This is a genomic window from Kluyvera intermedia (genome assembly GCF_021440345.1).
In the GTDB taxonomy this organism is placed as follows: Bacteria; Pseudomonadota; Gammaproteobacteria; order Enterobacterales; family Enterobacteriaceae; genus Kluyvera; species Kluyvera intermedia_A.
On sequence record NZ_JAKCNS010000029.1, the window covers coordinates 33,598 to 56,514 of the forward strand.

A 22,917-nucleotide genomic window follows, 5' to 3' on the forward strand; every position below is an offset into this window, starting at 1 on the left:
GACATTCGCGGAGAAAGGACAGAACCAACAGGAAGATAATACGCCTTGCCCGGCCGACGAAAAGTGTAGGCTGGGCAAGGGATTTATGCCGCTAACAGCAGTACTTAGCCGCCGAGATAGGCGCTGCGCACCGCCTCGTTGGCCAGCAGCGCATGGCCGGTATCTTCCAACACCACGTGACCGTTTTCGAGCACGTAACCGCGGTCGGCGAGCTTCAGCGCCTGGTTGGCGTTTTGCTCGACGAGGAAGATGGTCATGCCCTGCTCGCGCAGCTGCTCAATGGTGTCGAAGATCTGCTGGATGATGATCGGCGCCAGTCCCAGGGACGGCTCATCCAGCAGCAGCAGACGCGGCTGGCTCATCAACGCACGGCCAATGGCTAACATTTGCTGTTCACCGCCGGACATGGTGCCCGCACGCTGAATACGGCGTTCGTGCAGGCGTGGGAACAGGTCATAGACCCACTTGATGCGTTCCTGGAACTGGTCACGTTCAACAAAGAAGCCGCCCATCGCCAGGTTCTCTTCCACGGTCATCCGCGAGAATACACGACGCCCTTCCGGAACAATCGCCACCGCTTCGCGCATGATTTTCGCCGTCTGCCAGTCGGTAATATCTTTATCATCAAAGACAATCCGTCCACTGGTGGCTCGCGGGTCGCCGCACAGCGTGCCGAGCAGCGTGGTTTTCCCCGCGCCGTTAGCCCCGATAAGCGTCACGATTTCGCCCTGATTAATATGCAGACTGACCTCGTGCAGCGCCTGAATCTTCCCGTAGTGGGCGCTGACTCTATCAAACGATAACATCACTTTATCCATTTTATGCCTCACCCAGATAAGCGCGGATCACGTCCGGGTTGTTGCGGATCTTTTCCGGTGTCCCGTTGGCCAGCGGCGTGCCCTGATTCACCACGTAGATGCGGTCAGAAATGCCCATCACCAGTTTCATATCGTGCTCAATCAGCAGGATGGTGGTGTTGTGATGATTACGCAGTTCGGCAATCAGCTCGTCGAGCTCTTTGGTCTCTTTCGGGTTGAGGCCAGCAGCGGGTTCATCGAGCATCAGAATTTCCGGCTGCGTCACCATGCAGCGGGCGATCTCCAGGCGACGCTGATCGCCGTAGGCCAGGTTGCTGGCCTGACGGTTTGCGTGCTCCAGCAGACCAATACGCTCAAGCCAGGTGGCGGCGCGATCCAGCGCTTCGCTCTGCGCGCGGCGGAACGATGGCGTTTTCAAAAGGCCCGAGAAGACGCCGGTTTTCAGCTGCTGATGCTGTGCCACCAACAGGTTTTCAATCACCGTCATTTCGCGGAACAGACGCACGTGCTGGAAAGTACGCACTACGCCCATGCGGGCAATCTGTTGCCCCGGCAGCCCTTCCAGATGCTGGTCGCGCAGCATGATAGTGCCGCCGGTAGGCTTGTAGAAGCCGGTCAGGCAGTTAAAGACCGTGGTTTTACCGGCCCCGTTGGGGCCAATCAGCGAGACGATTTCCTGAGGTCGCAGCTCCAGATTGACGTTGTTGACCGCCAGCAGGCCGCCAAAACGCATCATCAGACCGTTAACCGATAATAATGGCTGACTCATGCCTGCTCTCCTTCTTTCGCTGTCCCGTTTTTCATTTTCAACTGTGGACGGGTCATCGGCAGAAGTCCCTGTGGACGCCAGATCATCATCAGTACCATCAGGCCACCGAGCATCAACATGCTGTATTCGTTGAAGTCACGCATCAGTTCACGCGACACCACCAGCAGAATCGCCGCAAGGATCACCGCGAACTGTGAGCCCATGCCACCCAGTACCACAATCGCCAGTACGAAGGCCGACTCGGCAAAGGTGAACGATTCCGGGCTGACGAAGCCCTGGCGCGCAGCAAACAGCGTACCGGCGAAGCCCGCGAACGCGGCGCTGATGGTGAAGGCGGTCAGCTTGATACGCGTTGGGCTTAACCCCAGCGAGCGGCAGGCGATTTCATCTTCACGCAGCGCTTCCCATGCGCGGCCCAGCGGCATACGCAGCAGGCGGTTAATCACGAACAGGCTCAGCACTACCAGCAGCAGCGCCACCAGGTAGAGGAAAATGACGCGATCGGAAGGGTCATACTTGACGCCAAAGAAGTTGCTGAAGGTATCCCAGCCGCCTTCACGGGCGCTACGGCTAAACTCGAGGCCGAAGAAGGTCGGTTTCGGGATCTGGCTGATACCGTTCGGGCCGCCGGTGACTTCAGTGTTGTTCAGCAGCAGAATACGAACAATCTCGCCAAAGCCTAAGGTCACAATCGCCAGATAGTCACCGCGCAGGCGCAGTACCGGGAAGCCCAGCAGGAAACCTGCAGCCGCCGACACCAGACCGGCCAACGGCAGGCAGGTCCAGAAGCCCAGGCCGTAATAGTGGTTCAACAGCGCAAAGGTGTAAGCACCAATCGCGTAGAAGCCACCGTAGCCGAGCACCAGTAGGCCCGACAGCCCTACCACCACGTTCAGCCCCAAACCAAGAATGATGTAAATCATGGTCAGGGTGGCGATATCCACCGTGCCGCGCGACACCATAAACGGCCACGCCACGGCAATCACCAGCAGCGCAATCAGGAACAGCTTTTGTTTGACGGTCGAACCGTCAATCGCCGGCAGAATAAACTTCGGCCCGGAGACGCTTTTCAGCCCTTTCTGGAACAGCGGACGCAGCATCTGGAAGAAGAACACCACGGCGGTACCGATAAAGATCCACTGCCAGCGAATGTCCGCCGCGCTGCCGACCACCAGTTTGGTGCCGTCAAGCTGCAGCTGCACGCCCATAAAGACGCCTGCCAGAACAAAAAACATCGCCGCCGACAGCAGCGCCATCGCAAATTGCATCGGTTTCATACTTTCTCTACCTCCGGGCGGCCCAGGATGCCGGTCGGCATCACCAGCAGCACCACGATCAGCAGCGCGAACGACACCACGTCTTTGTATTCAGTACTCAAATACGCCGACGACAGCGCTTCCGCGATACCGAGAATCAGCCCGCCAATCATCGCACCAGGAATGCTGCCAATGCCGCCAAGCACTGCGGCGGTAAAGGCTTTCATCCCGGCCATAAAGCCGATGTACGGGTTGATTACGCCGTAGAACTGACCCAGCAGCACGCCCGCTACCGCCGCCATTGCCGCGCCGATAACGAACGTCAGGGCAATTACGCGGTCGGTATTAATGCCGAGCAGGCTGGCCATTTTCAGGTCTTCCGCGCAGGCGCGGCAGGCGCGGCCCATCCGTGAGTAACGGATAAACAGCGTCAGCGCCAGCATCGCAGCAAAGGTCACAATCCAGATAACCAGCTGCATGGTGGTAATAGAAGCGGAGAAGTTATCGCTGCTGCCGACAATCCACTGGCCGTTGAACAGGCTTGGCAGCGCGATATCGCGTGAGCCTTCGGTCAGGCTGACGTAGTTCTGCAGGAAAATAGACATCCCGATAGCGGAGATCAGCGCAATCAGGCGCTTGGAGTTACGTACCGGGCGATAGGCCACCCGTTCGATGCTCCAGCCGTAGGCGCTGGCAATCACAATCGCCCCGATGAAGCCAGCCGCCACCAGCAGCCAGCTGGTGTCGATGCCCATCATCATCAGCGCGGCGATGATCATAAAGGAGACATAACTACCGATCATGTAGACCTCGCCGTGGGCGAAGTTAATCATGCCGATAATTCCGTACACCATGGTGTAACCGATGGCGATCAGTGCATAGGTGCTTCCCAGCGTAACGCCGTTAAACATCTGCTGCACAAAGTAGAGAACCTGCTCTGACATACATTAGCCTTTTGCTACCCCTGCGGATCTACGCCCGCCAGGGGGGAATGAAGGTTACTTCGCGATCGTGGACGAGCCGTCGGCATGCCACTGGAAGACGCCAAACTCGAATCCTTTCAAATCGCCTTTTTCATCCCAGGAAAGCGGCCCAATCACGGTTTTTGCCCCGTTAGCTTTTAAATCTTTAATCAGCGCCAGCGGATCGTCGCTGCCGGTACGTTCCATGGCGGTTGCCAGAGACTGCACGGCGGCATAGGTGATCCACACGTACGGACCGCTCGGATCTTTCTTCTGCGCTTTCAGAGCATCGACGATAGCGCTGTTTGCCGGATCCTGGTCATAGCGTTTTGGCATGGTCACCAACATCCCTTCACCCGCATCACCGGCAATGTTCGACAGCGAAGCGTTACCGACGCCTTCCGGCCCCATGAACTGAGTTTTCAGGCCCACCGAGCGCGCCTGGCGCAGCATCTGGCCCATTTCCGGGTAGTAGCCGCCGTAGTAAACGAAGTCGATGTTCTCTTTTTGCAGACGGGCGAGCAGCGCGGAGAAGTCTTTTTCACCGGCGGTGATCCCGTCAAAGAAGACTACGTTGGCCTTCGCCGCTTTCAGGCTTTGTTGGACGGAACGCGCCAGACCTTCACCGTATTGCTGCTTGTCATGAATGATGGCGATACGCTGCGGCTTGACTTTTTCCAGGATGTATTTGGCCGCCGTTGGCCCCTGGGAGGAGTCGAGGCCCGCGGTACGCATGATGTATTGATAGCCACGCTGGGTCAGCTCTGGGTTAGTCGCACCCGGAGAGATCATCAGAATGCCTTCGTCTTCATAGATATCAGAAGCAGGCTGCGTGGAAGAAGAGCACAGGTGGCCAATCACGTATTTAATACCGTCATTGACGATCTTGTTGGCAACCGCCACCGCTTGTTTTGGATCGCAGGCGTCGTCGTACTCCACACCCACCAGTTTGTCGCCCTTGATGCCGCCTTTGGCGTTGATGTCTTTGATCGCCTGGCGCGCACCGTTGAACTCCATGTCGCCCCACTGCGCGACCGGGCCGGACATCGCCCCTACCACCGCGACTTTAATATCAGCCGCCAGCGCCGTGTGTGACATAGCCAGTGCGACCATCCCTGCGATTACTGTTTTTGTATTCCTTTTCATGCTTCGGGATCCCCATTCGTGATGTCGTGTTTACACGTCGTGGCGTGTATATATTTTGTAATTGTGCGGTTAAAAAGCATTCTGTACTTTTATTATACAACGCTACTTTTACCATTATCTTTAATGGGTTAGCGCAGCTTTTTAACCAAATACAGACTAAATTCTCTATTTTTCAGTCTATTAAGAAAAGATAATATTCTGATTTTTGTCATAGATAAACAAAAATAAGTCAGATTTCAGCATAAAATAACGACACATATGGCCGAATAAAACGCTGGTTTTCAGGTTAAAATTCTGGTTATTTTTCTATCTATAATGTTTCAAACTGCCTGTGTCGGTATCGAAAAACTAATCCCCTGTTAGACGCCGTAAAAAGAGAAAGCCGCCAGCAGGATAAATTGAGTAAACTGACCGCAATTTTTTCGATTTGAGCAAACCGTCCATGAAACTGACCATCATTCGTTTAACCACGTTTAGCGACCAGGATCGTATCTGTCTCGGTAAGATCTGGCCTGGCGTTACCGCCACCGACCTTCCTCTCGATGACACCCACCGTTTGTACGCCGCGCGTTTCAACGAGCGCCTGCTTGCGGCGGTGCGGGTCACGCTCAACGGCAATCAGGGCATGCTGGACGATCTTTGCGTACGCGAAATCACCCGCCGCCGCGGCGTGGGTCAGTACCTGATTGAAGAGGTCATGCACGACAACCTGCAGGTTAGCCGCTGGGTGCTCAGCCAATCTGGCGTAGAAGAGAGCCAGGAAATAGCGGCGTTTGCCAAAGCATTGGGCTTTACGATGCAGAATGACGGCTGGGTTAGAGGGTAACGCAGACCCCGGCTTAGCGAATGACGCCCGGACTACTCGCATGTAGCCCGGGCGTCTGACGTTCTCACACCGCGCGGTGAATCTTATTTCGCGTCGGTTGCAGTGCCGTTGGCGTGCCAGTTAAAGATGCCGAATTCAAAGCCTTTCAGGTCACCTTTCTCATCCCATGACAGCGGGCCCATCACGGTATCAACGGTGCTGGCTTTCAGGTATTTGGCGATCTCAGCCGGATCGTCGGAGTGGTTCAGGCCAGCCTGCAAAGATTGCAGCGCTGCGTAAGTGGTCCACACGAATGCGCCGCTCGGATCCTGTTTCTTCGCCTTGATCGCATCCACGATTGGTTTGTTCGCCGGAACCTGATCATAGTTCTTCGGCTTAGTCACCAGCAGGCCTTCCGCAGAATCACCCGCGATGTTAGACAGCGACACGTTCGCGACCCCTTCTGGACCCATGAACTGGGTTTTCAGACCCGCCGCGCGCGCCTGGCGCAGGATCTGCCCCATTTCCGGGTGATAGCCACCGAAGTAAACGAAGTCGATATTTTCTTTCTTCAGACGCGCCACCAGCGTGGAGAAGTCTTTCTCACCGGCGGTGATACCGTCGAAGAAGACCACGTTAGCACCGCCCTTCTTCAGGCCATCCTGTACGGAACGTGCCAGGCCTTCACCGTACTGCTGCTTGTCATGCACGATAGCGATGCGCTGCGGCTTCACTTTGTCGATGATGTATTTGGCCGCAGTTGGGCCCTGATCGGAGTCCAGGCCGGTGGTACGCAGAATCAGCTTATAGCCACGCGCGGTCAGCTCTGGAGCGGTCGCCGCTGGGGTGATCATCAGAATGCCTTCATCTTCATAGATATCAGACGCTGGCTGAGTGGAAGAGGAACACAGGTGGCCGATAACGTACTTGATGCCGTCGTTGACCACTTTGTTAGCAACCGCGACCGCTTGTTTCGGGTCACAGGCATCGTCGTACTTCACGATTTCCAGTTTGTTGCCTTTGATACCGCCTTTAGCATTGATATCCGATACCGCTTGTTCTGCACCGCTGAACTCCTGATCGCCATACTGCGCAACCGGACCAGACATAGCACCCACGACAGCAACTTTAATATTTTCTGCTAATGCCATATTGCTGAATGCCAGTGCAATACATCCTGCCAGTAACGCTTTACCCTTCATATTCATCCTGAGGTTCCCCATTGTTATGGTTATTGCATTTGTTGTGATGTTGTTATTTAGCACATTATTCTTATATGCGGCTCACGCTAAGTATAAGATATTAATATTAAGGGATACTGCCTGTGCTTTTGCAGCATACTCTGCTAAAACATACCCCATTTTTATGGAATTGAAACGATAATTTTGACGGATTTGTAACGCAAAAATGACAAAAAAAAGCCACTCATCGGAGTGGCTTAATGGCTGGCAGGGTTCAGCAGAGAACTATGCGGTCAGCGCCCGACGAATGACCTCCAGCGCCTGCTGGAACTGTTTCTCTGGGATGGTGAGCGGATAGAGGAAGCGGATAACGTTGCCGTACACACCGCAACTCAGCAGCAGAACGCCTTCCGCCAGCGCGCGCTCCTGAACTAATTTCGTAAACTCCGGCGACGGCTCGCCGCTTTGCGGGTCGATAAATTCGACCGCTACCATCGATCCTAAGCCGCGCACATCGGCAATCGCCGGGCAGGACTCGCGCGCTTTATTGAGCACTTCAATCAGATGCTGACCAAGATGGTTAGCCCGCGTGCACAATGCCTCTTCTTCAATAACGTCCAGCACGGCATGCGCCGCGGCCACCGCCAGCGGGTTACCGGCGTAGGTGCCGCCTAAACCGCCCGGTGCCGGTGCATCCATCACTTCCGCGCGTCCAACGACGCCGGAAAGCGGGAAGCCGCCGGCCAGGCTTTTGGCCATGGTGATAAGGTCAGGCTTCACGCTGTGGTAATCCATGGCGAACAGTTTGCCGGTGCGGGCAAAACCGGTCTGCACTTCGTCGGCAATCAGCAAAATACCGTGGGTATCGCACAGCGCACGCAGGCCCTGCATAAAGTCGGCTGGCGCGACGTTAAAACCGCCTTCGCCCTGTACCGGCTCGAGGATAATCGCTGCTACCTGATCGGGCGCGATATCGGCTTTAAAGATGTGGGTCAGGCTTTTCAGCGCCATTTCGGTGGTGACACCGTGGGCGGCGTTCGGATAAATACCGTGATAGACCGAGCCCGGGAACGGGCCAAAGCCAATTTTGTACGGAGCGACTTTGCCAGTCAGCGCCATGGTCATAAAGGTACGGCCATGGAATCCGCCGCCGAAGGTGATAAGTCCCGGGCGTTTGGTATAGGCACGGGCAATCTTCACCGCGTTTTCCACCGCCTCGGCCCCGGTACTGAAGAATGCGGTCTTGGCATTCCCGGCAATTGGCGCCGCAGCATTAATACGTTCTGCTAATGATACATAGCTTTCATAGGGTACGATTTGATAGGCGGTATGGGTGAACGCCTTGAGCTGATTCTCCACGGCGGTAATCACCTGCGGGTGGCGATGGCCGGTATTCAGCACCGCAATCCCGGCGGCAAAATCAATATACTCATTGCCCTCAATATCCCACAGCGTGGCGTTCTCCGCGCGCTCTGCGTAGAAACCGCACATCACGCCAACGCCGCGTGGCGTCGCCTGTAAACGCCGATGATTCAGTGACTCGTTACTCACGGTAAACCCCCTGCCGATAAAAGACGGAAAAATACGTAGCGCATATTCAGTCTTTGCCATCGTTTGCATTAACGCCAGCGGCAAAATGGAAATAAACAGAGGAAAGCGTGATGACGGCGGGATAAAAAACAAAACCCCCGGATGGGCATCCAGGGGTTATCGGGGCAACGAGCTAACCGGCGTTATTATGCTTCAATCGCCGCGCGCAGCTTTTTCATCGCATTCTTTTCAAGCTGACGAACACGCTCGGCGGAAACACCATAACGGTCAGCCAGTTCTTGCAGCGTGGACTTGTTGTCTTCGTCCAGCCAGCGGGCGCGAATGATGTCCTGACTACGTTCGTCCAGACCCTGCATCGCGTCGGTCAGCTTGTTGGCTGCCTGCTCTTCCCAGTTATCGTCTTCGATGCCGTCAGCAAAGTTAGACGATTTATCCTGCAGATAGAGCACCGGTGCAACGGAATGGCTTTCAGAATCATCGTCAGAGGACATATCAAACGCCATGTCCTGCGCTGACATACGAGATTCCATCTCGCGCACGTCTTTGCTGGATACGCCCAGCTCACGGGCAACCATTTCCACTTCATCCTGGTTAAACCAGCCCAGACGCTGCTTGTTTTTACGCAGGTTAAAGAACAGCTTACGCTGTGCTTTGGTGGTGGCCACTTTGACGATACGCCAGTTACGCAGCACGTACTCGTGGATTTCCGCTTTGATCCAATGCACGGCAAAGGAGACCAGGCGAACGCCCACTTCCGGGTTAAAACGACGCACCGCTTTCATCAGGCCAATGTTGCCTTCCTGAATCAGGTCCGCCTGCGGCAGGCCATAGCCCGAGTAATTACGAGCAATATGAACAACAAAGCGCAGGTGAGACAGGATCAGCGTTTTAGCTGCTTCCAGATCGCCCTGGTAATGCAGCCGTTCAGCAAGCGCCTTTTCTTCATCAGCCGTCAACATCGGCCATGTGTTCGCAGCCCGGATATAAGATTCCAGGTTACCGACAGGGGCTAACGCTAAATTTTGCATTTCTTTGGTCATTCAAATCCTCTCAATTCACTTCATACTGACGTAGGCTTGCCGCTAGACGCAACAAACATGCCAGGCTCTATGAGCAACGAGAATATCATCCGCTCTTTTATCAGACAGTGAGTTTATCCACAAGTTCAATGCAACAGTGTGAACAAATTACGCACAAAATGTGACACGCGATAGCCGCGAGGGCAGAAAGATGGGGTTTATAACGCATCCCCTGCGGACGTGAGTCGTCGCAGGGGGAGAGTATAACAGAACTTTTTTAATCGGGGGTAAAGTGGCGTAAATGTTGGACCGTGGCAAGCCAGGCTGCCACCCAGCCAATCATCGAGCACAGCAGGAGCAGCAGCAAGCATTCATCAAACGACAGCCCGCTTAGCTCAAACTGAGTGCCAAATACCCGCGCCACTTCCGTCACCGCCGATGACAACCGCATCACCAGAATTTCCGACAGAATCAGCGACAGGAACGCGCCGGAGAAGCCCAGCAGCGCGCCGCCGTAGAGGAACGGGCGCAGAATAAAGCCATCCGTTGCACCAATCAGCTTCTGCACGTTAATGGTGTCACGGCGGGCGAAGATACTCAGACGCACGCTGTTACCGATGACGAGGAAGACCGCCGCCACCATCAGCACGCCGATCATCGCCGATACGCGACCAACGAGTCCGGTAATGGACGCCAGACGGGAGAACCAGCTGTCATCCATACGCACTTCGTTGACGCCCTGAATCTGCGCCACACGGTCACGTAATGTGTTTAAGGCATCGGTGGTCTGGAAATCGATTTTCGGCACAACCACCGCCACGGCAGGCAGCGGGTTTTCTTCCAGCATATCCAGCGCACCGCCAAAGCCCGACCAGTTACGGAACTCACCCAATGCTTCATCGCGGGAAAGATAGTTAACCTTGTCGACACCCTGCTCGGCCTGGAGTTGTCCAACCACTTTCGCCGCCGCATCGTCATCCAGCGTTTTTTCCAGATAGACGGTGATTTGCGGAGAAGGATAGTACTGCGAAGCCGCCGTGTTGACGTTCTTGTAAACCATGTAGCAAACACTTGGCAGCGTCAGGGAAATAGCGATAACCATCACCGTCAGGAAAGTGGCAATAGGCTTACTTTTCAGGTCCTGCACCGCGCCCTGCCAGGCGTAACGCACCTGTTCATTGAACACGTTGGTTTTACGCGAATTAGGCTTTGGTGCCGGTTTGCCGCGCTTCGGTGTATTACGCCCCGCATCGCCAGATGCCGTTACCGACTTGCGAAAACGATCGAGACGACCGCCGAACTGGCGAATTTGATTCATTGCTTCACGCTTATTCACCCGTCAAGCCTCCATGCAAGTGGCCGTCGCTCAGCGTCAGCATGCGGTATGAACGACGAGAAATCAGATTGATGTCGTGCGTCGCCATTAGCACCGTCACCCCCACGCGGTTGAACTCTTCGAACAGGCGCAGAATGCCTTCCGACAGCGCGTCATCGAGGTTACCGGTTGGTTCATCCGCCAGCAGAACTGCCGGTTTGTTGACCACCGCACGGGCGATCCCCACGCGCTGCTGTTCACCGCCGGATAGCTGAATCGGGAGATTTTTCGCTTTATCGAGCAAGCCAACTTTATCCAGTGCCGCAGAGACACGGCGGCGAATATCATCATAGCTCGCCCCCGCGATAATCAGCGGGATAGCCACGTTATCAAACACGGTGCGGTCCATCAGCAGATGGTGATCCTGGAAAATCATGCCGATCTGGCGGCGCAGAAACGGCACCTCACGGTTTTGCAGGCGGCTGATATCGTGGCCGCCGAACAAAATCTTCCCGGCGCTTGGCCGCTCAATCCCGCAGATAAGTTTCAGCAAAGTACTTTTACCTGCGCCGGAATGGCCGGTCAGGAATGCCATCTCGCCTGGCTGCAGGTGAAAAGTCACCCCCTGCAGCGCTTGTCTCCCGCCGAGATAGGCTTTGCTGACGTGTTCAAAGCGAATCATGATTAATCCTCTCGGGCAAAAAGTGCCTCAATAAAATCGCCCGCTTTAAACGGACGTAAGTCCTCAATACGTTCGCCGACGCCGATATAACGAATCGGAATGCCGAACTGATCTGCCACGGAGAATATCACCCCGCCTTTGGCAGTTCCGTCGAGTTTAGTCAGCGTGATGCCGGTCAGCCCCACCGCTTCATGGAACAGTTTGGCCTGGCTAATGGCATTTTGCCCGGTGCTGGCGTCAATCGTCAGCATCACTTCATGCGGTGCTTCAACATCCAGCTTCTTCATCACGCGGACGATTTTTTTCAGTTCTTCCATCAGGTGCGACTTGTTCTGCAAGCGCCCTGCGGTATCGGCAATCAGCACATCAACGTTACGCGCTTTTGCCGCCTGAATCGCATCGAAAATCACCGAGGCGGAATCCGCGCCGGTATGCTGCGCAATCACCGGAATATTGTTGCGCTCGCCCCACACCTGGAGCTGCTCAACCGCTGCCGCACGGAAGGTATCGCCCGCCGCCAGCATCACCGTTTTACCCTGCTGTTCGAACTGACGCGCCAGCTTGCCGATGGTGGTGGTTTTACCCACACCGTTGACGCCGACCATCAGAATAACGAACGGGGTTTTGCCTTCAATATTAAGCGGTTCATCCACTTTTGCGAGGATTTCACCCATTTCATCTTTCAGCAGGCCGTACAGCGCTTCCGCATCTTTAAGCTGCTTACGGCTGGCCGTTTCGGTCAGGCTGGCGATGATTTTACGGGTGGTTTCCACGCCGACGTCGGCAATCAGCAGCTGCTCTTCCAGCTCTTCAAACAGATCATCGTCGATTTTCTTGCCGCGGAACAGACTGATAAATCCGGAACCGAGGTTTTCTTTGGTTTTTAACAGGCTGCGTTTCAGGCGCGCGAAGAAACCTTCTTTGGTCGGTTTTTCCTGTTCCTGCTGCGCGGCGGGCGCTTCATTCACCGCCTCTTCTTCAATATCTTCAACCGCCGTCTCGTCCTGCGGCTCGGCGGCCAGCGCCAGGGCTTCCAACTCTTCGTCGGTCAGCTCAGTCTCTTCAGCGTCGGCTTCTTCGGTCGCGACGGTTTCGGCAACGGCTTCAACTTCAGGCGCAATCACGTCAACGACCGGCAGATCTTCAACGCGTACCGGCGCAGTTTCTTCGACAACCAGCGTTTCTTCCGGGGCCACTGGCGCGTTGTCTTCAACGACCGGCAGCTCTTCAACCAATACCGGGGCAATCTCTTCGACAACCGGAGCCTCTTCTACCGCGGCAGGTGCGTTTTCTTCCGCCACCGGGAAATCTTCTACCCGTACCGGCTCTTCGACGCTCGGCGTTTCGGCCATGACGATTGGCGCGTTGTCCTCAACCACCGGCAGCTCTTCCGCCCGCACCGGTGCGGCCTCTTCGGCGACCAGAGTCTCTTCAACGGCAGGTACAACTTCGTCAGCAACTTCGTGCGATTTTTCGCTTTCCGCAACCTGTTCAGTGACGTCAACCACATCGGCGGCGAAAACTTCACTTTCTTCAACCGTATGCGCTACGGCAGTCTCTTTGGCCACCACATCTTCAACAGCGGGCGTTTCAACAACCGTTTCAGGCTCGACGGCCGACGATTCTACCGCCGGCTGTTCTTCAATTTTTTCTTCTGATTCAACAACCTGATCCTGTTCTTTTTGACCAAAGCCCAGCCAGGAAAAAAACCCGCGTTTTTTCTCTTTTGCCATTTGCAACCACACTCCCCGCAGATAATTGATGGCGCCACTTCGCCACAATCGACGCGAAGGCTGAAATAATGATGAAATTAGTCGCTTAGTCTACCACTTAACTTCCCTGGCTTCACCGCTTTCACCCGGCAGAGCAGATCGCTAGAATAGCAGGCTGAAAGAGCGATCAGAGCGAGCAAATGAAAAAACCAACCTCCGGCGGCAGTGGCCAGATCCGCATTATTGGCGGGCAGTGGCGCGGCCGTAAACTTCCTGTCCCCGACAGCCCAGGTCTCAGACCCACCACCGACCGCGTGCGTGAAACCCTTTTTAACTGGCTGGCACCGTCAATGGTAGACGCCCGCTGTCTGGACTGTTTCGCCGGTAGCGGCGCGTTAGGGCTGGAAGCACTCTCCCGCTATGCCGCCAGCGCGACGCTGCTGGAGATGGAACGTCACGTTGCTCAGCAGCTGCAAAAAAATCTTGCCACGCTAAAAGCCGAACACGGCAAAGTGGTGAACACCAACACCCTGACCTACCTTAACCAAAGCGGCACACCGCATGATGTGGTGTTTATCGATCCGCCGTTCCGTAAAGGGCTACTGGAAGAGACGCTAAATCTGCTGGAAACAAACGGCTGGCTAGCGGATAGCGCGCTCATCTACGTTGAAAGTGAAGTGGAAAACGGTATGCCACCGGTACCCGCCAGCTGGGATCTGCACCGGGAGAAAATTGCCGGTCAGGTCGCTTACCGCCTCTATCATCGTGAAGTTCAGGGAGAAAAGGATGCTGATTAATCTGGGTCGCTTGTTGATGCTATGCGTATGGGCATTTTTGGTGCTGAATGTCATTCAGCCGTTCCCGCGCCCGCTGAATATTTTCGTCAACGTCGCGCTGATTTTTATGGTGTTAATGCACGGTATGCAGATGGCACTGCTGCAATCCACGATGCCAAAAGATGGCCCACAGATGACGTTCGGCGAGAAAGTCCGCATCTTCCTCTTTGGCGTGTTTGAGCTGCTGGTGTGGCAAAAGAAAACGGCTGCCAGCCTGAAAAAGAAGAAATAAACCTGTCGGCCTGGTGACCACACCAGGCCCGCATGACTTAATCCGCCTTAAACTCGACAAAGCGCGAGCCTTTATAGCTCAACGTTCCTTTATCTCCGACCGTCAGTTGGTGATACTGCGCGGCTTCCACGCGGAAACTCACCTCCAGCCCCCCTTGTTCGGGCTTAAAGCTCACGTCATAGCGCATTTCACTGCCTGCGGGCGCCACCGTCTGCTGACGCGAACGGCGATCGTTGAGCACTTTTTCCCGTTTGTTGCTCACCACCACCCGCTTTTGCAGTAGCGGCGCGGCGTCGTTATCCATTTTTTCCCGGCGCTGCTGAACGTAGCGAAACGAAGCGGCAATGACGATAATCGCCACCACAACGACGAAAAACAAAGGCATTTTGCTCATTTCAGGTTCTCATAAGAATTTACGCAAATCAGAGTAAACGGTGCAGTCAGTCATTGTCATCCTGCATTCCCCACTACTACACTGGACATTCAGGACTGGCAACACCGTACCTATTAAGATAACAGATACAGGGACTTAATATGCTTTGGTCGTTTATCGCAGTTTTCTTCTCCGGGTGGCTCTACGTTGACGCCGCCTACCGTGGCCCAACCTGGCAGCGCTGGGCATTCAAACCTATCACCCTCATTTTATTGCTGTTTCTCGCCTGGCAGGCGCCGATGTTTAACGCCATCAGCTATCTGGTGCTGGCGGGTCTGTGTGCCGCGCTGGTCGGTGATGCGCTAACGCTGCTGCCGCGACAGCGCATGCTCTACGCGGTGGGGGCCTTTTTCCTCTCGCACCTGCTTTATACCATCTGGTTTGCCGGCCAGCTGACCTTCACCTTCTTCTGGCCGCTGCCGGTAATATTACTGGTGATTGGCGCGCTGCTGCTAGTCACGATCTGGACAAGGCTGGAAGAGATGCGTCTGCCGGTGCTGGCCTTTGTTGGCATTACCCTGGTGATGGTCTGGGTGGCGGGCGAACTGTGGTTCCTGCGCCCAACCGATACCGCGATGTCCGGATTCTTCGGCGCCGCGCTATTGCTGCTCGGCAATATTATATGGCTGGTGAGTCAGTATCGCTGCCGTTTCCGCGCGGATACCGCCATTTACGCCGCCTGCTACTTTGCTGGACACTTCTTTATCGTTCGCGCACTTTATTTGTAATTTCCTGCTTGACTCTGGAGTCGACTCCAGAGTGTATGCTGCGCTTAATGAAACAACGATCATTAACCGGAGGATACGATGTCGACTCCAGAGACGCATGACAAAAAAGCCCCGCAGTTCTCCTCATTCAAGCTGGCTCCTGCCCCGCAGGCGCAGGACGATTGCTGCTGCGATAGCCAATGCTCCACCGTGGAAACACCGGTAGAAAGCGCACTGGAAGCACGCTACAGCTGGGTGGTTAACGGGATGGACTGCGCCGCCTGCGCCCGCAAAGTGGAAACCGCCGCGCGCCAGGTCCCCGGCGTGAAACAGGCCAAAGTGCTGTTCGCCACGGAAAAACTGCTGGTCGACGCCGACGAAGACGTCCGCGCACAGATTGAAAAAGCGGTCAGCGCCGCGGGCTATACACTGCGCGGCGAGGACGCCTCCACACCAGAAGTTGAAGTCTCCCGCCTGAAGGAAAACCTGCCGCTGATAGCCCTCATCGTGATGATGGCCATCAGTTGGGGGCTGGAGCAGCTCAACCATCCGCTCGGCAATTTAGCCTTTATCGCCACCACCCTGGTCGGGCTGTTCCCGATCGCTCGACAGTCACTGCGCCTGATTAAGAGCGGCAGCTGGTTTGCCATCGAAACGCTGATGAGCGTGGCGGCTATTGGTGCGCTATTTATCGGCGCGACGGCGGAAGCGGCGATGGTACTGCTGCTGTTTTTAATCGGCGAACGGCTCGAAGGCTGGGCCGCCAACCGCGCGCGTCAGGGCGTAAGCGCGCTGATGGCGCTAAAACCCGATACCGCCGTGCGGGTGCGCGACGGTCAGCGTGAAACGGTGGCGCAGAAAGATTTACAGCCCGGTGATGTGATTGAAGTCGCCGCCGGTGGTCGTCTGCCTGCTGACGGTAAGCTCATCACGCCATTCGCCAGCTTCGATGAAAGCGCCCTCACCGGCGAGTCGATCCCGGTTGAACGCAGCGCGGGCGAAAGCGTACCGGCTGGCGCGACCAGCGCCGACCGTCTGGTGCAGCTCTGCGTGATTTCCAAACCCGGCGACAGCGCCATCGACCGCATCCTGCGTCTGATTGAAGAAGCGGAAGAACGCCGCGCGCCAATCGAACGCTTTATCGACCGTTTCAGCCGCATTTACACGCCGGTGATTATGGCGATTGCACTGCTGGTCGCGCTAGTCCCGCCGCTGCTGCTTTCCGCATCATGGGAAGAGTGGATTTACAAAGGACTGACCCTGCTGCTGATTGGCTGTCCATGTGCGCTGGTAATCTCCACGCCGGCGGCGATTACCTCGGGTCTGGCGACCGCCGCACGCCACGGTGCGCTGATTAAAGGCGGCGCGGCGCTGGAACAGTTAGGCCGCATCACCCAGATGGCCTTTGATAAAACCGGCACCCTGACGCTGGGCAAACCGCAGGTGACGGCGGTCATCCCAACGGCGGATGTCGATGAAGCAGCGCTGCTGGCGATGGCGGCCGCCGTCGAGCAGGGTTCAACTCATCCACTGGCCCAGGCGGTGGTGCGTGAAGCACAGCAGCGCAATCTGACCATTCCGCAGGCTCAGGCACAGCGCGCGCTGGTCGGCTCGGGGATTGAGGCGGAAGTTGACGGTCAGCGTATCGTTATCTGCGCAGCGGGCAAGTTCCCCGCCGATACGCAGCAGGCGCAGATTGAACAATTAGAAAACCAGGGTAACACGGTGGTGCTGGTGACTCGCGACAACACGCTACTGGGGATTCTGGCGCTGCGCGATACGGTGCGTCCGGAAGCCCGTCAGGCGGTCGATGGCCTGCGCGAACTAGGGATTCAGGGGATTATCCTGACCGGCGATAACCCGCGGGCAGCGGCAGCGATTGCCGATGAACTTGGTATGGTCTACCGCGCCAACCTGCTGCCAGCCGATAAGGTGACAGAAGTCACCGCGCTTAACGCCCAGGGGCCGCTGGCGATGGTCGGCGACGGTATTAACGACGCTCCGGCAATGAAAGCGGCGGCGATGGGGATTGCGATGGGCAGCGGTACCGATGTGGCGCTGGAAACCGCCGATGCGGCGCTGACCCACAACCGTTTAACCGGGCTGGTACAGATGATTCGTCTGGCACGCGCCACCCATGCCAACGTGCGGCAGAACATCACCATCGCCCTGGGGCTGAAAGGGATTTTCCTTGTCACCACCCTGCTGGGGATGACCGGGCTGTGGCTGGCCGTGCTGGCCGATACCGGCGCTACGGTGCTGGTGACGCTCAACGCACTGCGTCTGCTGCGAGGGAAATTTAGCGCTTAATGGGGAGTGGCGGGCTGGCACGATACTTATCCAGCCCACGTTCCGGGCGGTCAACCCGACCGCCCGGCCTATCAATATCATCCAGGCTGATTTATCGCCTCAAGCACCACCAGCTGGTCACTGACGAATTTCTTCGCTGCCGGAGAACCTGCCGCCGCCAGCTCCGCCTGCAATGCCGCCTTTTTCTGCTGCTTCGCTTGTTGGTCACTGAACAGCAGTTCTTTCACATTGAATGACGCCACGTTGCTGTAGCGCCCATCGTCAGTGGTTGGGACGCTGATTTTGCCTTCATTGAGCAGCGTTTCGACGATTTTACGTTCACGGTCATAGCCTTGCAGGCCAACCAGCTGCCAGCGCTGCTCCGTCACGCCCTGATATTGCCCCTTTTTCACTTCGGTCAGATAACGGATCGTCAGATTGCGAATCGTACCGGCCTCTTCGCCATACTCCGCTTTACTGTCCGAGAGCACCGGGAACTGCATGCCTTCCAGCGCGCCGCCTTTTTGCGTCAGATGGCCCATGCGGTAGCTGTTCATTCCGAGGCGAATCGGCGTGCTGTCCGTCACCGGCGTCCCGTCGGTCATTTTCAGGTCCTGAATACGCTGCCCGGCGGGCTGACGCAGATCGATTTTGTAGGTCACCCCGTCGAAGAAATCGTTGGTAGAATATTTGGACGCCCGGCGCTGCGGATTAAAGCTGTAGGTTACGTCACCGTCATGCAGCTGATTGAAGTAACCCGCAGACCACTCCATGTATTTCTTCAGCTCTTTGCCCGTCAGCTGATAGACGGTGATTTCCCCGCCCGCATACTGATAGTTAAAGGCGATATCTTTCGCTGTGATGGTGCCGACGTTTAATTTCGGACGGTCGTTATCAATCTGCAACGCAATCACCTGTGCCTTCGGCGCGTAGTGGCGGCTGGCCTCCTGATACATCTTGCTAATACCGGTATCCTGGATATGCACCTGCGGAATGCCCTTCACCGCATCCGGCGGCACCAGATCCTGGCCGCTCAACTGAGCAATCGGGCGATTGGCGTTGGCGCGTAAAATCTTGTGATACGGCTGATACACCTCTTCCAGAGTCTTATCAGAAGCCATGCCTTTGATGGTGTAGGTGTAGCTGTCTTTATTGATCAACACATACTTACCGTTGTGCTGCTCAAACTGCAGGTCGATACGCGACAGCGCGCGGCCATATTTGTCCGGCTCGGTGACGATAACGCCGTTAATGACCTCTTTATCGACCTTCACATGCATATGCCCAGCAACAATTGCCGCCAGCTCAGGGTTCGCGCGCGCGATATCACCCACGCCGGTGCCCGGACGCTGGTTTTCGTTATCAATACCCATATGCGCCACCAGCACAATGGCATCTACCTGCCCCTGAAGTTGCTCAATGGTCTTTTTCACCGCGTCGACCGGATCGGTGAAATTCAGCCCTTTCACCCGGTCGGTGCCTTTGGCGAACTCGGCGGTCATCGGCGTATCCATTCCGATAATGCCGATCTTCACGCCCTGACGTTCAATGATTTTAGACGCCGGGAGATACGGTTTACCGCTGTCCCACAGAATATTGCCGGCCAGCGCCGTGCCCTTGAACTGGTTTAGCGAGGTCGACAGCGATTTCAGGCCGAAGTCGAATTCATGATTGCCCATCACCCAGACGTCATAGTCCAGCGCGTTAAATCCGAGGATCATCGGGCTGGTTTTGTCGTTCTTGAAGGTTTCGACAAAGTTGCCCTGAATGGTATCGCCCGCGTCGACCAAAATGACGTTCGGTTGTTCACTGCGAACTTTGCGCACCTGGGTGGCAATCTGACTCAGGCTACCCGCCAGATTTTCGGTATCGGTGGAATAGTCCCATGGCACAAAAGTGCCATGAAGATCGGAGGTGCCGAGGATAGTGATATTGACGGGTTCAGCCATCGCCGCAGAGGTACCTAAGCCAAGTAAAAGCGCAAGAATCGATTTTTTCATTTTTATTTGATGTGCCGGAAGGAAAATGAGGGGAAATTATGCGATTCACATCAATAAATTGGCTAGCGGCTTTACAGGATAGACATTGAAACTGAGAGGCAGCTCAAGATTAGCCCTACGAACCCTCCTTCAGGGGGAAGCAGAGAGGGGCTGCGCCTACCAAACAAATAAAATCAATATGTTATGATAAGCATGCTCATTAATAGAGGCGCAGCCGTCATCCGGCATTAGTGACTTTTACGCAACAGGTATTGATACGGCAGCGACTCGGTCTGCTCAGCAATCAGTTCATGTTCCATAAAACGGCAAAAACCGGGGATATCGCGCGTAGTCGCGGGGTCGTCGGCAATGATCAGCAGCGTTTCGCCCACCGGCATCGTACGCACGGTTTTGCGCACCATCATGACCGGCTCCGGGCAACGGAGTCCCTGCGCGTCTAAAGTGTGGTCGGGGCTGGAGAACAAATCGGTCATTATCATCTCGTCATGTGAAAAAACGGCATTAGTTTACGCCGACCCTCTCGCAACGCAACAAGGTTAACGATTGCGTGAAAAACAACCATTGCAATGAAACGGGAAAGCAGTATCATTCCGCCCCTGCAATTGTTTTGCAGATTATTGGGTTCCCTCACCCCAACCACTAAAAAGGTACAATATGACTCCCTTTACCTCCACGCAGCGCCGTCATGCGCTTGTTTGGCTATCGCTATTTCACCTGTTGGTGATCACCTCCAGTAACTATCTGGTGCAGCTACCGGTGTCCGTTTTCGGATTCCACACCACCTGGGGCGCGTTTAGCTTTCCGTTTATTTTCCTGGCAACCGACCTCACCGTGCGGATCTTTGGCGCACCACTGGCTCGTCGCATCGTCTTCGCGGTGATGATCCCGGCGCTGATGATCTCCTACGTCATTTCCTCTCTGTTTTACATGGGAGAATGGCAGGGCTTCGGCGCGCTGGCGCACTTCAACCTGTTTGTCGCCCGTATCGCCGCCGCGAGCTTTATGGCCTACGCCCTGGGGCAGATTCTCGACGTCCACGTGTTTAACCGTCTGCGTCAAAGCAAACACTGGTGGCTGGCGCCTACGGCTTCCACGCTGTTCGGTAACATCAGCGATACGCTGGCGTTCTTCTTCATCGCCTTCTGGCGCAGCACCGATCCCTTTATGGCGGCCCATTGGGTGGAAATCGCCCTCGTGGACTACACCTTTAAGGTGCTGATCAGCATTGTTTTCTTCCTGCCGATGTATGGCGTATTGTTGAATATGCTGATGAAAAGGCTGGCAGATAAATCCGATTTATCCGCAGCACAGCCCGGCTAAGAGTTCATGACATTGGTTGTGATAAGATAGCGGAATGAGCCGTTAGTGGCTGTTTATCGAAAGGAAGAAGTCAATGCGCAAAATGGTGAAATACGTTGGTATTGGCCTGCTGGTTATGGGTCTTGCTGCCTGTGACAACAGCGATACCAGCACCCCAGCACAGGGTTCGGCTGCCGCAAGTGACGCCGCCGGTCAGGCTATCAGCCTGTTAGACGGTAAACTCAGCTTCACGCTGCCGGCCGGGATGACCGACCAGAGCGGTAAGCTCGGTACCCAAAGCAACAACATGCACGTTTATTCCGATGCCACCGGCCAGAAAGCAATCATCGTTATCGTCGGCGACGGCACCAATGAAGATCTGGCCGTACTGACCAATCGTCTGGAAGAACAACAGCGCAGTCGTGATCCACAGCTGCAGGTTGTCACCAACAAATCTATCGACGTGAAGGGCCATACCCTGCAACAGCTCGATAGCATCATTTCTGCCAAAGGGCAGACCGCTTACTCTTCCGTGGTGCTGGGTAAAGTCGACGACAAACTGCTGACCCTGCAGGTTACGCTGCCAGCGGACAACCAGCAGCAGGCGCAGGCCGATGCGGAAAAAATCATTAATACGCTGGTCATCAACTAATTTCGTTTGATGACCCAACGGCCTCTCGCGTGGTTACGCCAGAGGCCGTTTTTTTAGCTGCCATCCCAGCAGCAGCGCCAGCATGACCAGCCCTGCCGCCGCAATATAGATAGTCGACACGCCCATCCACGCCATCATCAGCCCGGCCAGCGGCCCGATTATCCCCAGCGACAGATCCATAAACACGGTATAGGTGGCCAGCGCCGCGCCCTGATTTTGCTGCGGCACCGCTTTAACGGCAACGACGCCCAGAGCCGGGAAAACCAGCGAAAAGCCCGCGCCTGCCAGGAAGGTGCCCACTTTTGCCATCAGCGGCGTCGCCGCGACGCCCACCAGCAGCAAACCGATCACCTCAACGGCAAAACAGATCATCGCCACGTTCAGACCACCCAGACGATTTATACCGTTGGGGAACAGCAGCCGGGTGCCGACGAAAGCACAGCTAAACAGCGTGAGCGCGAAGGCCGCACCATCCCAACCTTTAGCGTCGTAGAACAGAGTGATAAAGGTGGCGATGACGCCAAACCCGGCCGATGCCAGGGCCAGCGCCATTCCATAGGGCCAGACGCGGCCCAGCACGGCACGAAACGACATCGGTTTGCCTTTGGTGGCTTTCACCTCTGCACGTGGAAGTGCTGCCAGAATAGCCACCGCGGCTACCGCCATGATCGCCAGCGCCAGCCCTTGCAGGCCGATATAGCGATAGCAAAGCACACCCAGCGGCGCGCCCATCGCCATCGCACCGTAGGTGACGATACCATTCCAGGAAATAACCCGCCCAATATGGGGAGCACCGACCACGCCAACGCCCCACAGGGTGGAGCCGGTTCCCGCAAAACTTTGGCCAATACCGAGGATCACGCGGCCAATGCACAGCAGCACAAGGCTCACCAGCGGCCAGCCGCTACCCAGTGACGCCAGCAGATAGCCAACCCCGCTGAGGAAGCAGCCGCATAAACCGAAGACGACGATTTTTTTCGGCCCTAGCTGGTCGGCATAACGCCCGGCGTGAGGGCGACTGAGCAGCGTGGCGAAATACTGTAGGCTAATCACCAGCCCCGCCCAAAAAGCGCTAAATCCCATGACATCATGGACATAGCCTGGCAGCACCGCTAGCGGCAGGCCAATCGTAAGATAGCTGGCGAAGTTAAAGATAACGACGGAGACAATACGCAAGTTGAGGCGCAGACCGCTAAGCTGCACCTCTGCGTCGGCCGCTGGCATAGATAATCCCTTAAAGCGCGACAAAACGG

Annotated in this window: 22 protein-coding genes; 7 read left to right on the forward strand and 15 right to left on the reverse strand. The window is 55.8% G+C overall.

Translation table 11 applies throughout. The features are described 5' to 3' along the window. Positions 1 to 104: 104 nt before the first annotated feature. From livF to livK, 5 genes are read right to left on the reverse strand one after another with little or no spacing between them, the layout of a single operon-like run. A complete protein-coding gene (gene livF, locus LZ634_RS09535; RefSeq protein WP_234504373.1) occupies positions 105 to 818 on the reverse strand; it encodes a high-affinity branched-chain amino acid ABC transporter ATP-binding protein LivF in 714 nt (237 codons plus the stop codon). A gap of 1 nt (position 819) precedes the next feature. Then, positions 820 to 1,587, reverse strand: a complete 768-nt coding sequence (gene livG / locus LZ634_RS09540; RefSeq protein WP_234504375.1) for a high-affinity branched-chain amino acid ABC transporter ATP-binding protein LivG — start codon at positions 1,585 to 1,587, stop codon at positions 820 to 822. Next, entirely contained in the window at positions 1,584 to 2,864 is a 1,281-nt protein-coding gene (gene livM, locus LZ634_RS09545; protein WP_234504378.1) for a branched chain amino acid ABC transporter permease LivM, read from the reverse strand. The genes livG and livM overlap by 4 nt, the downstream gene beginning before the upstream one ends. Continuing rightward, on the reverse strand, positions 2,861 to 3,787 hold the full coding sequence (gene livH, locus LZ634_RS09550) for a high-affinity branched-chain amino acid ABC transporter permease LivH (RefSeq protein ID WP_234504379.1): 927 nt from the start codon (positions 3,785 to 3,787) through the stop codon (positions 2,861 to 2,863). The genes livM and livH overlap by 4 nt, the downstream gene beginning before the upstream one ends. Positions 3,788 to 3,841: 54 nt before the next feature. Then, the gene (livK, locus tag LZ634_RS09555) at positions 3,842 to 4,951 is read right to left on the reverse strand and encodes a high-affinity branched-chain amino acid ABC transporter substrate-binding protein LivK (protein ID WP_234504380.1); all 1,110 of its coding nucleotides are present in this window, start codon (positions 4,949 to 4,951) and stop codon (positions 3,842 to 3,844) included. A 442-nt stretch (positions 4,952 to 5,393) separates the two neighbouring features. Here livK and panM point away from each other — a divergent pair, with 442 nt between their 5' ends. After that, positions 5,394 to 5,777: an aspartate 1-decarboxylase autocleavage activator PanM gene (panM, locus tag LZ634_RS09560; protein WP_234504381.1), complete on the forward strand. Its 384-nt coding sequence runs from the start codon at positions 5,394 to 5,396 to the stop codon at positions 5,775 to 5,777. Between the two features lie 83 nt (positions 5,778 to 5,860). On the opposite strand, the gene livJ is transcribed toward panM, so the two are convergent. The 6 genes from livJ to ftsY form a co-directional block, all read right to left on the reverse strand. Then, the gene (livJ, locus tag LZ634_RS09565) at positions 5,861 to 6,964 is read right to left on the reverse strand and encodes a branched chain amino acid ABC transporter substrate-binding protein LivJ (protein ID WP_112203516.1); all 1,104 of its coding nucleotides are present in this window, start codon (positions 6,962 to 6,964) and stop codon (positions 5,861 to 5,863) included. Between the two features lie 258 nt (positions 6,965 to 7,222). Next, the gene (locus tag LZ634_RS09570) at positions 7,223 to 8,488 is read right to left on the reverse strand and encodes a 4-aminobutyrate--2-oxoglutarate transaminase (protein WP_234504382.1); all 1,266 of its coding nucleotides are present in this window, start codon (positions 8,486 to 8,488) and stop codon (positions 7,223 to 7,225) included. Between the two features lie 185 nt (positions 8,489 to 8,673). Next, positions 8,674 to 9,528, reverse strand: a complete 855-nt coding sequence (gene rpoH, locus LZ634_RS09575) for an RNA polymerase sigma factor RpoH (protein WP_234504383.1) — start codon at positions 9,526 to 9,528, stop codon at positions 8,674 to 8,676. A 256-nt stretch (positions 9,529 to 9,784) separates the two neighbouring features. Continuing rightward, positions 9,785 to 10,843, reverse strand: coding sequence for a permease-like cell division protein FtsX (gene ftsX / locus LZ634_RS09580; protein WP_234504384.1), 1,059 nt, complete (start codon positions 10,841 to 10,843; stop codon positions 9,785 to 9,787). Further along, positions 10,836 to 11,504 carry a cell division ATP-binding protein FtsE gene (gene ftsE, locus LZ634_RS09585; RefSeq protein ID WP_234504385.1) on the reverse strand — a complete coding sequence of 223 codons (669 nt, stop codon included), beginning with the start codon at positions 11,502 to 11,504 and terminating at the stop codon, positions 10,836 to 10,838. The genes ftsX and ftsE overlap by 8 nt, the downstream gene beginning before the upstream one ends. A 2-nt stretch (positions 11,505 to 11,506) precedes the next feature. Further along, on the reverse strand, positions 11,507 to 13,237 hold the full coding sequence (ftsY, locus tag LZ634_RS09590; protein ID WP_234504388.1) for a signal recognition particle-docking protein FtsY: 1,731 nt from the start codon (positions 13,235 to 13,237) through the stop codon (positions 11,507 to 11,509). A 179-nt stretch (positions 13,238 to 13,416) separates the two neighbouring features. On the opposite strand from ftsY, the gene rsmD reads away from it, so the two are divergent. Continuing rightward, positions 13,417 to 14,013 (forward strand): 16S rRNA (guanine(966)-N(2))-methyltransferase, encoded by a 597-nt coding sequence (gene rsmD, locus LZ634_RS09595; RefSeq protein ID WP_234504392.1) that lies wholly within the window; start codon positions 13,417 to 13,419, stop codon positions 14,011 to 14,013. Next, positions 14,003 to 14,284, forward strand: coding sequence for a DUF1145 family protein (locus tag LZ634_RS09600; RefSeq protein WP_061282599.1), 282 nt, complete (start codon positions 14,003 to 14,005; stop codon positions 14,282 to 14,284). Before rsmD ends, LZ634_RS09600 begins: the two co-directional genes overlap by 11 nt. 37 nt (positions 14,285 to 14,321) lie before the next feature. Here LZ634_RS09600 and LZ634_RS09605 read toward each other — a convergent pair whose 3' ends face one another. Continuing rightward, entirely contained in the window at positions 14,322 to 14,678 is a 357-nt protein-coding gene (locus tag LZ634_RS09605; RefSeq protein WP_234504396.1) for a DUF2500 domain-containing protein, read from the reverse strand. Positions 14,679 to 14,818: 140 nt separating this feature from the next. On the opposite strand from LZ634_RS09605, the gene LZ634_RS09610 reads away from it, so the two are divergent. Both LZ634_RS09610 and zntA read left to right on the forward strand, forming a co-directional pair. Beyond that, positions 14,819 to 15,445 (forward strand): lysoplasmalogenase, encoded by a 627-nt coding sequence (locus LZ634_RS09610; RefSeq protein ID WP_234504398.1) that lies wholly within the window; start codon positions 14,819 to 14,821, stop codon positions 15,443 to 15,445. A gap of 78 nt (positions 15,446 to 15,523) precedes the next feature. After that, positions 15,524 to 17,734, forward strand: a complete 2,211-nt coding sequence (gene zntA / locus LZ634_RS09615; RefSeq protein ID WP_234504402.1) for a Zn(II)/Cd(II)/Pb(II) translocating P-type ATPase ZntA — start codon at positions 15,524 to 15,526, stop codon at positions 17,732 to 17,734. Between the two features lie 77 nt (positions 17,735 to 17,811). Here zntA and LZ634_RS09620 read toward each other — a convergent pair whose 3' ends face one another. Both LZ634_RS09620 and tusA read right to left on the reverse strand, forming a co-directional pair. After that, the gene (locus LZ634_RS09620) at positions 17,812 to 19,713 is read right to left on the reverse strand and encodes a bifunctional metallophosphatase/5'-nucleotidase (protein WP_234504405.1); all 1,902 of its coding nucleotides are present in this window, start codon (positions 19,711 to 19,713) and stop codon (positions 17,812 to 17,814) included. A 227-nt stretch (positions 19,714 to 19,940) separates the two neighbouring features. Beyond that, a complete protein-coding gene (gene tusA / locus LZ634_RS09625) occupies positions 19,941 to 20,186 on the reverse strand; it encodes a sulfurtransferase TusA (protein ID WP_061282604.1) in 246 nt (81 codons plus the stop codon). 181 nt (positions 20,187 to 20,367) lie between these two features. Between tusA and LZ634_RS09630 the strand changes: the two genes are divergently transcribed. Then, positions 20,368 to 21,033, forward strand: coding sequence for a 7-cyano-7-deazaguanine/7-aminomethyl-7-deazaguanine transporter (locus tag LZ634_RS09630; RefSeq protein WP_234504407.1), 666 nt, complete (start codon positions 20,368 to 20,370; stop codon positions 21,031 to 21,033). A gap of 73 nt (positions 21,034 to 21,106) precedes the next feature. Further along, positions 21,107 to 21,664, forward strand: coding sequence for a DcrB family lipoprotein (locus LZ634_RS09635; protein WP_234504410.1), 558 nt, complete (start codon positions 21,107 to 21,109; stop codon positions 21,662 to 21,664). Positions 21,665 to 21,697: 33 nt separating this feature from the next. Here LZ634_RS09635 and LZ634_RS09640 read toward each other — a convergent pair whose 3' ends face one another. Next, positions 21,698 to 22,888 (reverse strand): MFS transporter, encoded by a 1,191-nt coding sequence (locus tag LZ634_RS09640; protein WP_234504413.1) that lies wholly within the window; start codon positions 22,886 to 22,888, stop codon positions 21,698 to 21,700. Between the last annotated feature and the right edge of the window lie 29 nt (positions 22,889 to 22,917).